Source organism: Methylophaga sp. (assembly GCF_965655755.1).
In the GTDB taxonomy this organism is placed as follows: domain Bacteria; phylum Pseudomonadota; class Gammaproteobacteria; order Nitrosococcales; family Methylophagaceae; genus Methylophaga.
The window spans coordinates 1-14729 of the sequence record NZ_CBFHHW010000037.1; the positions used below are offsets into that span (position 1 = coordinate 1).

Annotated in this window: 12 protein-coding genes and 1 tRNA gene; all 13 read left to right on the forward strand. The window is 46.6% G+C overall.

Features of this window, described 5'->3' with window-relative positions; translation table 11 throughout:
* Positions 1-99, forward strand: a 99-nt coding sequence (locus ACTF5U_RS11000; protein ID WP_438971688.1) for a hypothetical protein, incomplete at its 5' end; no start/stop codon positions are given.
* Between the two features lie 60 nt (positions 100-159).
* Positions 160-235 (forward strand) — tRNA-Trp (locus ACTF5U_RS11005).
* A 39-nt stretch (positions 236-274) separates the two neighbouring features.
* Positions 275-613, forward strand: a complete 339-nt coding sequence (secE, locus tag ACTF5U_RS11010) for a preprotein translocase subunit SecE (RefSeq protein WP_438971678.1) — start codon at positions 275-277, stop codon at positions 611-613.
* Positions 614-626: 13 nt separating this feature from the next.
* Positions 627-1160, forward strand: coding sequence for a transcription termination/antitermination protein NusG (nusG, locus tag ACTF5U_RS11015; RefSeq protein WP_438971679.1), 534 nt, complete (start codon positions 627-629; stop codon positions 1158-1160).
* A gap of 79 nt (positions 1161-1239) precedes the next feature.
* Positions 1240-1674, forward strand: a complete 435-nt coding sequence (gene rplK / locus ACTF5U_RS11020) for a 50S ribosomal protein L11 (protein WP_438971680.1) — start codon at positions 1240-1242, stop codon at positions 1672-1674.
* Positions 1674-2366: a 50S ribosomal protein L1 gene (gene rplA, locus ACTF5U_RS11025; RefSeq protein WP_438971681.1), complete on the forward strand. Its 693-nt coding sequence runs from the start codon at positions 1674-1676 to the stop codon at positions 2364-2366. The genes rplK and rplA overlap by 1 nt, the downstream gene beginning before the upstream one ends.
* A 216-nt stretch (positions 2367-2582) precedes the next feature.
* Positions 2583-3110 (forward strand): 50S ribosomal protein L10, encoded by a 528-nt coding sequence (rplJ, locus tag ACTF5U_RS11030; protein ID WP_438971682.1) that lies wholly within the window; start codon positions 2583-2585, stop codon positions 3108-3110.
* A 57-nt stretch (positions 3111-3167) separates the two neighbouring features.
* The gene (gene rplL, locus ACTF5U_RS11035) at positions 3168-3545 is read left to right on the forward strand and encodes a 50S ribosomal protein L7/L12 (protein WP_438971683.1); all 378 of its coding nucleotides are present in this window, start codon (positions 3168-3170) and stop codon (positions 3543-3545) included.
* Positions 3546-3716: 171 nt separating this feature from the next.
* Complete coding sequence (rpoB, locus tag ACTF5U_RS11040) at positions 3717-7793, forward strand: DNA-directed RNA polymerase subunit beta (protein ID WP_438971684.1); 4077 nt, start codon at positions 3717-3719, stop codon at positions 7791-7793.
* Between the two features lie 62 nt (positions 7794-7855).
* Positions 7856-12055 carry a DNA-directed RNA polymerase subunit beta' gene (gene rpoC / locus ACTF5U_RS11045; protein ID WP_438971685.1) on the forward strand — a complete coding sequence of 1400 codons (4200 nt, stop codon included), beginning with the start codon at positions 7856-7858 and terminating at the stop codon, positions 12053-12055.
* 153 nt (positions 12056-12208) lie between these two features.
* The gene (gene rpsL / locus ACTF5U_RS11050) at positions 12209-12583 is read left to right on the forward strand and encodes a 30S ribosomal protein S12 (RefSeq protein ID WP_438971686.1); all 375 of its coding nucleotides are present in this window, start codon (positions 12209-12211) and stop codon (positions 12581-12583) included.
* A gap of 47 nt (positions 12584-12630) precedes the next feature.
* Entirely contained in the window at positions 12631-13101 is a 471-nt protein-coding gene (gene rpsG / locus ACTF5U_RS11055; protein ID WP_438971687.1) for a 30S ribosomal protein S7, read from the forward strand.
* A gap of 119 nt (positions 13102-13220) precedes the next feature.
* The coding region (gene fusA / locus ACTF5U_RS11060) for an elongation factor G (RefSeq protein ID WP_438971689.1) at positions 13221-14729 on the forward strand (1509 nt) is incomplete at its 3' end.

Below are 14729 nucleotides of genomic sequence, written 5' to 3' on the forward strand. Positions count from 1 at the left end.
TTGATTGCACCGATTGCGATGGAAGAAGGGTTACGTTTTGCTATTCGTGAAGGCGGCCGCACAGTTGGTGCTGGTGTTGTCAGTAAGATCACTGAATAAGCTTGTAAGGATGCCACACGCTGAGCGCTTTGGCGCTCAGTGATTTTGAGAGCATATGATAGGCCAGTAGCTCAATTGGCAGAGCGACGGTCTCCAAAACCGTAGGTTGGGGGTTCGATTCCCTCCTGGCCTGCCATCATATGTTTTCCTCAAATCGGATATATAACGAAAAACAATGGCAGACAATATCAAATTAATAGTCGCAGTCGTCTTAATGATGGCTGCGATTGCTTTGTTTTATACCTACTCAGAGTATTCAACATTGCTTCGCGTGCTAGGCCTTCTGGCTGTGGCAGGTATCTCTTTGTTCATCGCATCTAAAACAGCTATAGGTTCTACTGTGCTGTCTTACATCGGTGACACTAATGTAGAAGTTCGTAAAGTTGTCTGGCCAACTCGTCAGGAAACCTTGCAAACGACATTGGTTGTTATCCTGATGGTTATTATGGTTGCACTGATGCTTTGGGGTATCGATTCATTATTAGGTTGGGGCGTTCGCGCTCTGACGCTATAATACAGGGTTTCTAATGAGCAAACGTTGGTATGTAATTCAGGCTTATTCTGGCTTCGAAGCACAAGTGAAACGTTCTCTTGAAGAGCGCATCAGCCGTCTTGAGTTGCAAGATAAATTTGGTGAAATCCTGGTTCCGACTGAAGAAGTCGTGGAAATGCGTGAAGGTCAACAGCGTAAGAGTGAACGAAAATTCTTCCCCGGCTATGTGTTGGTAAACATGGAAATGGATGATGAAAGCTGGCATGTGGTGAACGATTTGCCACGTGTTTTACGTTTCATCGGTGGTACCGGTGATCGTCCGGCGCCTATTTCGGAAGCCGAAGCAAATCAAATTCTGCAACGTGTTCAGGATGGTTCTGATAGCCCACGACCTAAAGTGTTGTTTGAGCCGGGTGAAGTGGTTCGCGTTACTGATGGTCCGTTTAATGATTTCACAGGTGTCGTGGAAGAAGTCAATTACGAGAAGAGCAGACTGCGGGTTGAAGTGGTCATCTTTGGTCGTTCGACACCGGTTGAACTTGAGTTTAGCCAGGTCGCTAAAGGCTAGAGCTAATATTAAGAATGTCCAGCTTCGGCTGGTTTGTCACTGGGGAGCCGTAAGGCGTTTGAACCCGTAAGGAGTTAACATGGCTAAAAAAATTGAAGCTTATATCAAGCTGCAAGTGCCAGCAGGTGGTGCTAATCCAAGTCCACCCGTTGGTCCAGCTTTAGGTCAGCATGGCCTGAATATTATGGAGTTTTGTAAAGCGTTTAACGCTCAAACTCAAAACTTGGAAGGTGGCTTGCCAATTCCAGTTGTTATCACTGTGTATAATGACAAAAGCTTTACCTTCATCACAAAAACACCACCGGCATCAGTATTGCTGAAAAAAGCAGCTGGTCTGAAAAGTGGTAGTGGACGTCCAAACACTGAAAAAGTAGGAACAGTCACACGTGCTCAGTTGGAAGAAATTGCCAACACTAAAATGCCTGACCTGTCAGCGGCTGATTTGGATGCTGCCGTCAGAACAGTTGCTGGTACAGCACGTAGCATGGGTCTGGACACGGAGGGTGTTGAGTAATGGCTGCTTTAAGTAAAAGAACACGCGCTATTCGCGAAAAATTGCAAGATGGCAAACTTTTCAGCGTAGAAGAAGCATTGACCTTTGTTAAAGAAAATGCGTCTGCAAAATTTGTAGAGTCGATCGATGTGTCGATTAACCTCGGTGTTGATCCACGTAAATCTGATCAGGTTGTTCGTAGCTCAACTGTTATGCCAAACGGAACAGGTAAAACTGTTCGCGTTGCTGTTTTTGCTCAAGGCGCTAATGCTGATGCAGCAAAAGAAGCAGGTGCAGATATTATTGGTTTCGAAGATCTGGCTGAAGATATCAAAAAAGGCAATATGGACTTTGATGTCGTTATTGCGACTCCGGATGCCATGCGTATCGTGGGTCAACTTGGTCAAGTCTTGGGCCCTCGTGGTCTGATGCCTAACCCAAAAGTGGGTACTGTAACGCCAAACGTTGCTGAAGCAGTTACAAACGCTAAAGCGGGTCAGGTTCGTTACCGCACAGATAAGGCGGGTATCATCCATTGCCCTATCGGTAATGCAGGCTTTGAAGTGGCCGCATTAGAACAAAATTTACATGCGTTACTCGATGACCTGAATAAGCTGAAGCCTAGCTCAGCCAAAGGTACATACATCAAACGCATCAGTGTTTCCAGCACCATGGGTGCTGGCGTCACTGTCGATAAATCTTTCCTCGGATAAGATTTATCCAACGAATTGGACCGCTCAGCCTTCGGGCTGAGTCGTCTAAGACCGCAGGCAAGCAATTTTAATTGACCCGGTATCATTTACGGGACGGCCTGCGCAGACGGGTTCAGCAGCAGAATTTCTGACGTTGAATACCGTAAAGGTGGAAGTGGCAACACTTCTTGGTAGCAACAATTCACTCATTCGTGAGTGAACCTAAGGAGGTCTTAGGTGGCTTTAAATCTAGAAGGTAAAAAGGCCGTCGTTGCTGAGGTCTCTGAAGTAGCATCAAACGCGTTCTCTGCTGTTGCAGCAGAATACCGTGGTTTGACTGTTTCAGATATGACTGAGCTGCGTGTTGCAGCGCGTAAAGAGAATGTTTACTTGCGTGTTGTTCGTAACACTTTGGCTCGTCGTGCGGTAGAGGGTACTGATTTCGCCTGCATGCAGGAAGGAATGACTGGCCCGTTGGTATTTGGTTTTTCTATGGAAGATCCAGGTGCTGTAGCACGAGTCATGAGTGACTTTGCGAAAACGAACAAAAACCTTGATGTCAAAATGGTTTCACTGGGTGGACAATTGTACCCAGCAAGTGAAATCGAAAGACTGGCGAAAATGCCGACCAAAGAACAAGCAATCAGCATGTTCATGGGTACGCTTAAAGCGCCTATCGAGAAATTTGTCCGTACTTTGCAAGCACCGACCAGCAAGATGGTACGTACGTTCGCGGCTGTACGCGACGCAAAAGAAGCTGCTTAATCTTTATTGGATTGAGCACGTTAATAAATTCTGTAAGCTAGAAATAGGAAAATTATCATGGCTGTATCTAAAGACGATATCTTGGAAGCAATTTCCAACATGACCGTTGTTGAGGTTGTTGACCTCATTGAAGCAATGGAAGAAAAATTTGGTGTAACTGCTGCTGCTCCTGTAGCCGCTGCTGCTGCTCCAGCTGAAGGTGGTGGCGAAGCTGCTGCTGAGCAAACTGAGTTCGACGTTGTTATGACAAGCTTCGGCGATAACAAAGTATCTGTTATCAAAGTTGTTCGTGGTCTGACAGGTCTGGGCTTGAAAGAAGCCAAAGAAATGGTTGAAGGCGTACCTGCTACAGTGAAAGAAGGCATTGAAAAATCTGAAGCAGAAGACGTTGTTAAACAACTGACTGAAGCTGGTGCAGCTGCTGAACTTAAGTAAGCTCTACACCTGTCGCGGTGGTCTGAAGGCCACCGCGAAATGAAAATGGCTGGTGATTTTGGTCACCGGCCTTTTTCCGTTGCAGGCCGATCTGTTTTTGTCGGCCATAACACAATAATCATTCCTGCTTTTCACGCGTGTGAAAACAGGACGTTCTTCGAGGTGTAATACATGGCCTATACGTTTACCGAGAAAAAACGGATTCGTAAAGATTTTGGCAAGCGTCCAAGTGTCTTGAATGTTCCTAACCTTCTAGCGACGCAGGTTAACTCCTACCAGGATTTCCTGCAACTTGGTGTTGCCGCTGACGAACGCGGTGCAAAAGGGCTGCATGCTGCTTTTGAATCTGTGTTCCCCATCAAGAGCCATACTGGCATGGCAGAGCTGCAATATGTCAGCTATCGATTGGGCACCCCTTCATTCGATGTTAAAGAATGCCAATTACGTGGCGTAACCTATGCCGCACCTTTAAGAGTAAAAATGCGTCTTGTCATTTATGATAAAGATGCCCCTGCGAAACAAAAAGTCGTAAAAGACATCAAAGAGCAGGAAGTTTACATGGGTGAAATCCCGCTGATGACAGAAAAAGGTAACTTTGTCATCAACGGTACAGAGCGTGTCATCGTGTCGCAACTACACCGTTCGCCAGGTGTGTTCTTCGACAGTGACCGTGGTAAAACTCACTCCTCAGGCAAGATCCTTTATAACGCTCGCGTTATTCCATACCGTGGTTCTTGGCTGGATTTCGAATTTGATCCAAAAGACTCAGTCTTTGTTCGTATCGATCGCCGCCGTAAATTGCCGGCAACGATTCTGTTGCGTGCGCTGGGTTACAGCAATCAGGAAATTCTCGAAATTTTCTTCAGTAATGATAGTTTCGTCAAAAAAGGCGATGCTTTTGAGATGGCTTTGGAACCACAACGACTCCGTGGTCAGGCCGTCCCATTTGATATCAACGATCCTGATGGTGAAGTGATTGTTGAAGCAGAGCGTCAAATTACAGGTCGTCATATTCGTAGAATGGAAAAAGCGGGCATGAATTCGCTGACTGTTCCTACTACCTTCCTGGTTGGCAAAGTTCTCGCTAAAGATACAATTGATCCAGAAACCGGCGAGCTACTAGCAAACGCGAATGCTGAAATCACAGACGACTTGCTGGAAGCATTCGACCGTTTCGGTATCACTGAAATCGAAACGATCTATTCTAACGATCTGGATGATGGTCCGTTTATGTCGGACACAATGCGTCTCGATGAGACGGGTAGTGCGCTGGAAGCGAAGATTGAAATCTATCGCATGATGCGTCCAGGTGAACCACCTACTGAAGATGCTGCTCAGAATCTGTTTACCAGCCTTTTCTTCACAATGGATCGTTACGATCTGTCGAGTGTCGGTCGTATGAAGTTTAACCGTCGTCTGGGCCGTGAAGAGCTGGAAGGTGAGGGTACACTGGCTAAAGAAGATATTCTTGCCGTGTTAAAAGAACTAATTGCCATCCGCAATGGTAACGGTATCGTCGATGATATCGATCACTTGGGGAACCGCCGTGTCCGTAGTGTCGGTGAAATGGCTGAAAATCAATTCCGCGTTGGTCTGGTTCGTGTAGAACGTGCTGTTCGTGAACGTTTGAGCATCGCTGAGTCAGAAGGTCTGATGCCACAACAACTGATCAATGCGAAACCTGTAGCAGCGGCAATCAAAGAGTTCTTTGGTTCAAGCCAGCTGTCTCAGTTCATGGATCAAAATAACCCGCTGTCAGAAGTCACGCATAAACGTCGTGTTTCTGCATTAGGTCCGGGCGGTCTGACACGTGAGCGCGCTGGTTTTGAGGTACGCGACGTACACCCTACGCACTATGGCCGTGTTTGCCCAATCGAAACACCAGAAGGTCCAAACATCGGTCTGATCAACTCTTTGGCGACGTATGCACGCACCAATGAGTATGGTTTCATCGAGACGCCGTACCGTAAGGTAATTGATAATAAAGCGACAGACGAAATCGTCTATTTGTCAGCGATTGACGAGGGCGAATATAAAATTGCACAGGCTACCATTGAGCTGAATGACGATAACTCGATTGCTGAAAACATGGTTCACTGCCGTTACCGTAATGAATCATCATTGACGCCATCCGAGCAAGTACAATTGATGGACGTGTCACCTCGTCAGGTGGTTTCTGTTGCTGCATCGTTAATTCCATTCCTGGAGCACGATGACGCCAACCGGGCTCTGATGGGTTCAAACATGCAGCGCCAAGCTGTACCCACATTGCGTGCTGATAAACCATTAGTCGGTACAGGTATCGAACGAGTTGTTGCTAAAGACTCAGGCGTTATGGTTACTGCGAAACGTGGTGGTACCGTTGACTCAGTTGACGCCAGCCGTATCGTTATTCGTGTTAATGATGATGAAGCTGAATCGGGTGAATCAGGTGTTGATATATACAACCTGATTAAATACGCACGATCAAACCAAAGCACGTGTATTAATCAACGTCCGATCGTAAAACCGGGTGATGTGATTGCCTCTGGCGATGTGCTGGCTGACGGTCCATCAACTGATAAAGGTGAGCTGGCTCTGGGTCAGAACATTCTGGTCGCGTTCATGCCTTGGAACGGTTACAACTTTGAGGATTCGATCCTCGTTTCTGAGCGTGTAGTGGAAGAAGATCGTTTCACCACTATCCACATTCAGGAATTGAACTGTCTGGCACGTGATACCAAGCTGGGAACTGAAGAAGTGACCAGTGATATTCCGAACGTTAGCGAGAGTGCACTGTCAAAACTAGATGAGTCGGGTATTGTCTATGTTGGTGCTGAAGTTAAGCCTGGTGACATCTTGGTCGGTAAAGTGACACCAAAAGGTGAAACACAGCTAACACCGGAAGAAAAGCTTCTACGTGCAATCTTCGGTGAGAAAGCAGCTGATGTGAAAGATTCATCGCTGCGCGTTCCTTCAGGCACATTCGGTACGGTTATTGATGTTCAAGTCTTTACCCGTGACGGTGTTGAGAAAGATGAACGGACTCAGGAGATCGAGAAAGCAGAACTGGAGAAAGTCTGGGCTGACCTGAAAGACCAAAACCGTATTATGACCGAAGATGTGTTCGCACGTCTGGAGCGTAATCTGGTCGGTAAAGTCGCAGCAGCAGGACCGGAACTGAAGAAAGGTACAAAACTGACTGAGGCGTACCTGGAAGGCCTGGAACATGCGAAATGGTTTGATATTCGCATGGAAGATGAAGAGCTTAATACGCTGCTTGAACAAGCCAATACGCATCTTCAACAATACCGTCTGGAAATCGATGAAGCGTTCCAAATCAAGAAAGATAAATTGACTTCAGGTCATGATTTGGCTCCAGGTGTTCAACGGATGGTTAAAGTCTTCCTGGCAGTGAAACGTCGTATTCAGCCAGGTGATAAAATGGCCGGTCGTCACGGTAACAAAGGTGTTATTTCAAACATCGTACCGGTAGAAGATATGCCTTACACCGCAGATGGTCGTCCGGTTGATATTGTACTAAACCCATTGGGTGTACCTTCACGTATGAATATCGGTCAGATTCTGGAAGTGCATCTGGGCTGGGCTGCCAAAGGTCTTGGTTACAAGATTGAGGAAATGCTACAGCAACAGAAAGAAATTTCTGAGCTGCGTGAATTCCTTGGCAAGGTTTATAACACCAGTGGTACGAAAGAAGATCTTGATTCTTTGACAGACGATGAAATTATTGAACTGTCGAAAAACTTACAAGGTGGTGTGCCGATGGCAACACCAGTCTTTGACGGTGCTCAGGAAAATGAGATCAAAGATATGTTGGAACTGGCAGGTCTGCCACGTAGTGGTCAGGCTAAATTGATCGATGGTCGCACCGGTGAATTCTTCCACCGTCCGGTCACGATTGGTTATATGCATATGCTGAAACTGAATCACTTGGTTGATGACAAAATGCATGCGCGTTCAACGGGTCCATACAGTCTGGTGACACAGCAACCGCTGGGTGGTAAAGCTCAGTTCGGTGGTCAGCGCTTTGGTGAGATGGAGGTTTGGGCACTGCAAGCTTATGGTGCAGCCTACACATTGCAGGAAATGCTGACTGTGAAATCAGATGATGTTAACGGTCGTACTAAGATTTACAAGAACATCGTTGATGGTGATTATCGTATGGATGCAGGTATGCCTGAGTCCTTCAAAGTATTGACCCGTGAGATTCGTTCTCTGGGTATTGACGTTGACCTAGTCAACGAATAAGCAATACCGGGTAAAGACTGATAATCGTGATATTAGCCGTTTAACGGCAGCGGAGAATAAAGATGAAAGACTTGCTTAACTTGTTAAAGCAACAAACTCAGCCAGAAGAATTTGATGCTATTCGCATTGGCCTGGCCTCACCGAAAATGGTGAGATCATGGTCTTTTGGTGAAGTTAAAAAACCAGAAACCATCAACTACCGTACTTTTAAGCCGGAACGTGAAGGTTTGTTCTGCTGCAAAATCTTTGGCCCAGTCAAAGATTACGAATGTTTGTGTGGTAAATATAAACGCCTAAAGCATCGTGGCGTTATCTGTGAAAAATGTGGAGTTGAAGTCACTGTCGCAAAAGTGCGTCGTGAGCGCATGGGTCACATTGAATTAGCGAGCCCCGTTGCTCATATCTGGTTCCTGAAATCGTTACCATCACGTATTTCATTATTCCTTGATATGACACTCCGTGATATCGAGCGTGTTCTTTATTTCGAAGCGTTCATTGTTGTTGACCCCGGTATGACTCCTTTAGAAAAAGGTCAGTTACTGTCGGATGAGACCTTCCTGCAAGCGGTGGAAGAATACGGTGACGAGTTTGATGCACGCATGGGTGCTGAGGCAGTGCAACAACTGCTGAAAAACATCAGCCTGACCAATGAAATTGACGTTATCCGTGAAGAAATTAACGGCACTAACTCTGAAACGAAGATCAAGAAACTGACCAAGCGTCTGAAACTGATGGAAGCCTTCCACGATTCAGGTAATAAACCTGAGTGGATGGTCATGGAAGTACTGCCAGTACTGCCACCTGATCTGCGTCCGTTGGTTCCTCTGGATGGTGGTCGTTTCGCGACATCAGATTTGAATGATCTATACCGTCGCGTTATTAACCGTAATAATCGTCTGAAACGTCTGTTGGATCTGAACGCACCTGACATTATCGTGCGTAATGAAAAACGTATGTTGCAGGAGTCTGTAGACGCCTTATTGGATAACGGTCGTCGTGGTCGTGCTATAACGGGTACTAATCGTATGCCGTTGAAGTCACTGGCTGACATGATTAAAGGTAAGCAAGGTCGTTTCCGTCAGAATCTATTGGGTAAACGTGTCGACTATTCCGGTCGTTCGGTAATCGTAGTCGGGCCTTACCTGAAACTACACCAATGTGGTTTGCCTAAGAAAATGGCTTTGGAACTGTTCAAGCCTTTTATCTACGGCAAGTTGGAGCGTCAAGGTCTGGCGACAACCATTAAAGCTGCCAAAAAAATGGTCGAACGCGAAGGACCTGAAGTCTGGGATATCCTCGAAGAAGTCATTCGTGAACATCCGGTCATGCTTAACCGTGCACCGACACTTCACCGTCTTGGTATTCAGGCTTTTGAACCATTATTGATTGAAGGTAAAGCGATTCAGCTTCACCCATTAGTCTGTAGTGCTTTCAACGCCGACTTTGATGGTGACCAAATGGCGGTTCACGTACCGTTGTCACTGGAAGCACAGTTGGAAGCGCGTTCATTAATGATGGCAACCAACAATATTCTGTCACCAGCAAACGGTGAACCAGTCATTATTCCTTCTCAGGACGTTGTTCTGGGACTGTACTATATGACACGTGATCGTGTGAACGAAAAAGGTGAAGGCAGCAACTTTGCTGATTTGTTAGAACTGCGCCGTGCATATGACAACAGTGCTGTTTCATTGCATGCCAAAGTAACTGTTCGATTAGAAGAGACTGACATTACCTTGCCAGAAGTTGAACAAACACGCCGTATACGTGTTGAAACGACCGTTGGTCGTGCAATTTTGTTCAGCATCGTACCTAAAGGTCTGCCGTTCTCAGTGGTGGATCGTCCGATGACCAAAAAAGCTATCGGTGATGTGATTAATACCAGTTATCGCCGTCTGGGTCTGAAAGATACCGTTATTTTTGCGGATCAGTTGATGTACCTTGGCTTTACTCAGGCGACGCAATCAGGTGCCTCTGTTGGTGCTGATGACATGGTCATTCCGGGAGAAAAGGCAGAGATTCTGGCTAAAGCGGAAGCAGAAGTCGAAGAAATTGCCTCGCAATATGCTTCCGGTCTGGTTACTGACGGCGAGCGTTATAACAAGATCATTGATATCTGGTCGCGTACCAATGACCAAGTCGCAAAAGCGATGATGGATGGTATCGGCAAAGACACTGTCATTGATGCGGAAGGTAATGAAGTTGAGCAAGTCTCAATGAACTCCATCTACATGATGGCTGATTCAGGTGCACGTGGTTCTGCTGCACAGATTCGTCAGTTAGCCGGTATGCGTGGTTTGATGGCTAAACCAGATGGATCAATCATCGAAACACCTATCACGGCGAACTTCCGTGAAGGTCTGGACGTTCTGCAATACTTTATCTCCACCCATGGTGCGCGTAAAGGTCTGGCGGATACCGCTCTGAAAACAGCGAACTCGGGTTATCTGACACGTCGTCTGGTTGACGTCTCACAAGACTTGGTTGTTGTCGAAGAAGATTGTGGCACCTCACTGGGGCTGAATATGTCACCGATCATTGAAGGTGGTGACGTAGTAGAACCTTTGGGTGAACGTGTTCTGGGTCGTGTGGTAGCACAAGATCTGATGACAACGGATGGCGAACGCGTCATTCTGGCAGCAGGTGAAATGATTGACGAAGCCGCTGTTAATAAGCTGGAAAATGAAGGTATCGATGAAGTCTTGGTTCGCAGTGCGATTACTTGTGAATCTCGTTACGGTGTCTGTTCTGCTTGTTATGGCCGTGACTTAGGCCGTGGCCACAGAATCAACGTAGGTGAAGCTGTTGGTGTTATCGCAGCACAATCTATCGGTGAGCCTGGTACACAGTTGACAATGCGTACCTTCCACATTGGTGGTGCCGCCTCACGTACAGCAGCTGATAACTCAGTTGCCCTGAAGTATAAAGGTAACGTGCGTTATCACAACATCAAGAACGTTCAGAACTCGGCCGGTAAATTTATTGCCGTATCACGTTCAGGTGAATTGCATCTGGTTGATGATAATGGTCGTGAGCGTGAACGCTATAAGATCCCCTACGGTGCGGAAATTTCTGTAGCGGATAATGAAGCAGTTGAAGCCGGTCAGGTTGTTGCTAACTGGGATCCACATACGCATCCGGTTGTAACAGAAGTAGCCGGTATGGTTCAGCTGAGTGACCTGGTTGAAGGTGTGACCGTTGATAAGACTGTCGACGAAGTAACCGGCCTGACCAGCTTGATCGTGCGTGAACCTAAACAGCGCGGTAGCTCAGCAAAAGACATGCGTCCGATGGTTAAACTGATCGATGCCAATGGTGAAGATGTCTTTATTCCAGGCACAGATATTCCGGCTATGTACTTCTTGCCTGGTGGTGCGATCGTTCGTGCAACAGATGGTCAAGAAGTGGAAATTGGTGACATCCTGGCACGTATTCCTCAGGAAAGTAGTAAAACGCGTGATATCACGGGTGGTCTGCCGCGTGTTGCTGACTTGTTTGAAGCGCGTAAACCAAAAGATCCTGCATTGATGGCAGAAATCAGCGGTACCATCAGTTTCGGTAAAGAAACGAAAGGTAAACAGCGTCTGATTATTACACCGAAAGAAGGCGAACCTTACGAAGAGCTGATTCCTAAATGGCGTCATGTTTCTGTGTTTGAAGGTGAGCACATTGAAAAAGGTGAAATGGTTGTCGATGGACCTGAAGATCCGCATGATATTTTGCGACTGAAAGGTGTTCTGGCGCTTGCTAACTATATGGTAAGCGAAGTGCAGGAAGTCTATCGTCTGCAGGGTGTTAAGATAAACGACAAGCACATTGAGGTCATCGTACGTCAGATGTTGCGTAAAGTTGAAATTAACTCTGCCGGTGACAGCAAGTTCCTGAAAGGTGAACAAGTTGAATACGATCGCGCATTGGATGCGAACGATATCCTGCTTAAACAGGAAAAACTTGAAACGACCTTTACGCCATTATTGTTGGGTATTACCAAAGCATCTCTGGCAACAGACTCGTTTATCTCAGCAGCATCGTTCCAGGAAACAACACGTGTCCTGACTGACGCCGCGGTAACAGGTAAGAGTGATAACCTGCGTGGTCTGAAAGAAAACGTCATCGTAGGTCGTCTGATTCCTGCCGGTACAGGTCTTGCGTACCACAAGGAACGTCAGCGTACCCGCATGGCAGCTGAAGGAAACCCTGACGTTGACATGACACCTGATTCAGCAGAATCAAAAGATGAGGAAATGAAAGAGGTTTCTTGAAACATTCCTTGACGTGACAGATAGTTGCGTTGTATGATTCGTCTTCTTTGTCGGGCACCTTTATCAGGTGCCCGCTTTTTACTGGAATGGTAATGCGAGAATAATAGTATCGCAGGCTACCACCAATAGATATTTGTTAAGGTTGTATTTTAGATGGCAACAATAAATCAGTTGGTTCGCAAACCAAGATTGAAACAAAATAAGAAAAATAACGTACCAGCGTTGCAAGCTTGTCCGCAACGTCGTGGGGTATGTACACGTGTTTACACCACTACCCCTAAAAAGCCGAACTCAGCTATGCGTAAAGTAGCTCGTGTCCGTTTGACTAACGGCTTCGAAGTAACATCCTATATTGGTGGTGAAGGCCATAACCTGCAAGAACATAGTGTTGTTCTGATTCGCGGTGGTCGTGTTAAAGACTTACCTGGTGTGCGTTATCACACTGTTCGTGGTGCACTGGATACGTCCGGTGTGACTGAGCGTCGTCAAGGTCGCTCTAAGTATGGCGCTAAGCGTCCAAAGAGCTAAGTCAGTAAGACTACTAGCGTTTAACGAATAAGATTTAGGAAAGACAAATGCCAAGAAGAAGGGTTATTGCCAAACGTGAAGTCCTGCCGGATCCGAAGTTTCAAAACATCGGTTTGGCTAAGTTCATCAACGTCATCATGAAAGACGGCAAAAAGTCTGTTGCTGAAAAAATCACCTACGGTGCATTAGATTCAGTTTCGCAAAGTAAAGGCACAGACGGATTGGAAGCATTCCAAAAAGCGATTGAAAACATCAGCCCGATGGTTGAAGTAAAATCTCGTCGTGTTGGTGGTGCAACTTACCAGGTACCAGTTGAAGTTCGTCCAGAACGTCGTGTTGCTCTGGCAATGCGTTGGTTGGTTGAAGCTTCACGCAAACGTGGTGAAAAATCCATGGGTATGCGTCTGGCCGGTGAAATTGCCGATGCGTTTGAAAACAAAGGCACCGCCGTTAAGAAGAAAGAAGACACACATCGTATGGCCGAAGCGAATAAGGCGTTCTCTCACTTCCGCTTCTAAGTAGTAACCCCTTCACCAGCTAGTTCTGGTGAAGGTTTTTGTTCTTTAACATTGTTGATTCAAGAGTACCTATAGTGGCACGTAGTACACCTATTAATCGATACCGTAATATCGGCATCATGGCTCACATCGACGCGGGTAAAACCACGACGACCGAGCGCGTGCTGTTCTATACGGGTATTTCGCATAAGATTGGCGAAGTACATAACGGTGCCGCAGTCATGGACTGGATGGAGCAAGAGCAAGAGCGTGGTATTACCATTACTTCTGCTGCAACCACCTGTTTCTGGGCTGGTATGGATCAGCAATATGAACAACATCGTATTAATATCATCGATACACCAGGACACGTTGACTTCACCATTGAAGTAGAACGTTCTTTGCGTGTACTTGATGGTGCCGTTGCCGTTTTCTGTGCGGTCGGCGGTGTAGAACCGCAATCTGAAACTGTCTGGCGTCAAGCTAACAAATACCATGTTCCCCGTCTTGCATTTGTCAATAAGATGGATCGTCAGGGTGCGGACTTCCTGCGTGTAATAGCACAAATTAAAAAACGACTTGGTGCTAACCCCATCGTTTTACAATTACCTATTGGCTCAGAAGAAGAGTTCGAAGGTGTTGTGGATCTGGTCCGCATGAAAGCTATTTACTGGAATCCGGATGATCTCGGCGTCACCTACGACGCACGTGACATTCCTGCCAGTATGCAGAGCGAATGTGATCTGTATCGTGAACAACTTGTCGAAGCGGCTGCAGAGGCCAGCGAAGAGTTGATGGATAAGTACCTTGAAACAGGTGACCTGGAAAACGAAGACATCAAAAAAGGCATTCGCCTGCAAACCTTGGCGAATGAAATTGTCCCTGCATTTTGTGGTTCCGCGTTCAAGAATAAAGGCGTTCAGGCTGTGCTTGATGCTGTTATTGACTACATGCCAGCTCCGAATGACGTACCAGCAATCAAAGGTCTGGTAGATGTTGAAAATGAAGTCTATGAGACACGTGAAGCGGACGATGATCTTCCATTTGCATCACTGGCATTCAAAATCGCTTCAGATAGTTTCGTTGGGACCTTAACATTCTTCCGTGTTTATTCCGGCGTGTTGAAATCCGGTGATGCTGTCTATAACCCACTTAAGGGTAAAAAAGAACGGATCGGCCGTCTTGTACAAATGCACGCTAACAGCCGTGAAGAGATCACCGAAGTACGTGCTGGCGATATTGCCGCAGCGATTGGCCTGAAAGACACCATCACCGGTGAAACCCTATGTGATCCGGATCACCGTATTATGCTTGAGCGGATGGAATTTCCCGACCCGGTTATTTCGGTCGCGATTGAGCCAAGAACGCAGGCTGATCAGGAAAAAATGAGTATCGCTCTAGGTAAGCTCGCGAAAGAAGACCCATCATTTAGTGTGTCGACTGATGAAGAGTCAGCACAAACGATCATTGCCGGTATGGGTGAGCTTCACTTAGATATCATTATTGATCGCCTTAAGCGTGAGTTCAGTGTTGAGGCAAACGTAGGTGCACCACAGGTTGCGTACCGTGAAACGATACGTAAAACCGTTGAAGCGGAAGGCAAGTTTGTGCGCCAAAGTGGTGGTAAAGGTCAGTACGGTCACGTCTGG

Bases quoted from the DNA above. Each gene is read 5' to 3' on its own strand.
- rplK (WP_438971680.1), top strand. From the start codon at position 1,240: ATGGCTAAAAAAATTGAAGCTTATATCAAGCTGCAAGTGCCAGCAGGT.
- rpsG (WP_438971687.1), top strand. From the start codon at position 12,631: ATGCCAAGAAGAAGGGTTATTGCCAAACGTGAAGTCCTGCCGGATCCG.
- rplL (WP_438971683.1), top strand. From the start codon at position 3,168: ATGGCTGTATCTAAAGACGATATCTTGGAAGCAATTTCCAACATGACC.
- nusG (WP_438971679.1), top strand. From the start codon at position 627: ATGAGCAAACGTTGGTATGTAATTCAGGCTTATTCTGGCTTCGAAGCA.
- rpsL (WP_438971686.1), top strand. From the start codon at position 12,209: ATGGCAACAATAAATCAGTTGGTTCGCAAACCAAGATTGAAACAAAAT.
- rpoB (WP_438971684.1), top strand. From the start codon at position 3,717: ATGGCCTATACGTTTACCGAGAAAAAACGGATTCGTAAAGATTTTGGC.
- rplA (WP_438971681.1), top strand. From the start codon at position 1,674: ATGGCTGCTTTAAGTAAAAGAACACGCGCTATTCGCGAAAAATTGCAA.
- rpoC (WP_438971685.1), top strand. From the start codon at position 7,856: ATGAAAGACTTGCTTAACTTGTTAAAGCAACAAACTCAGCCAGAAGAA.
- secE (WP_438971678.1), top strand. From the start codon at position 275: ATGGCAGACAATATCAAATTAATAGTCGCAGTCGTCTTAATGATGGCT.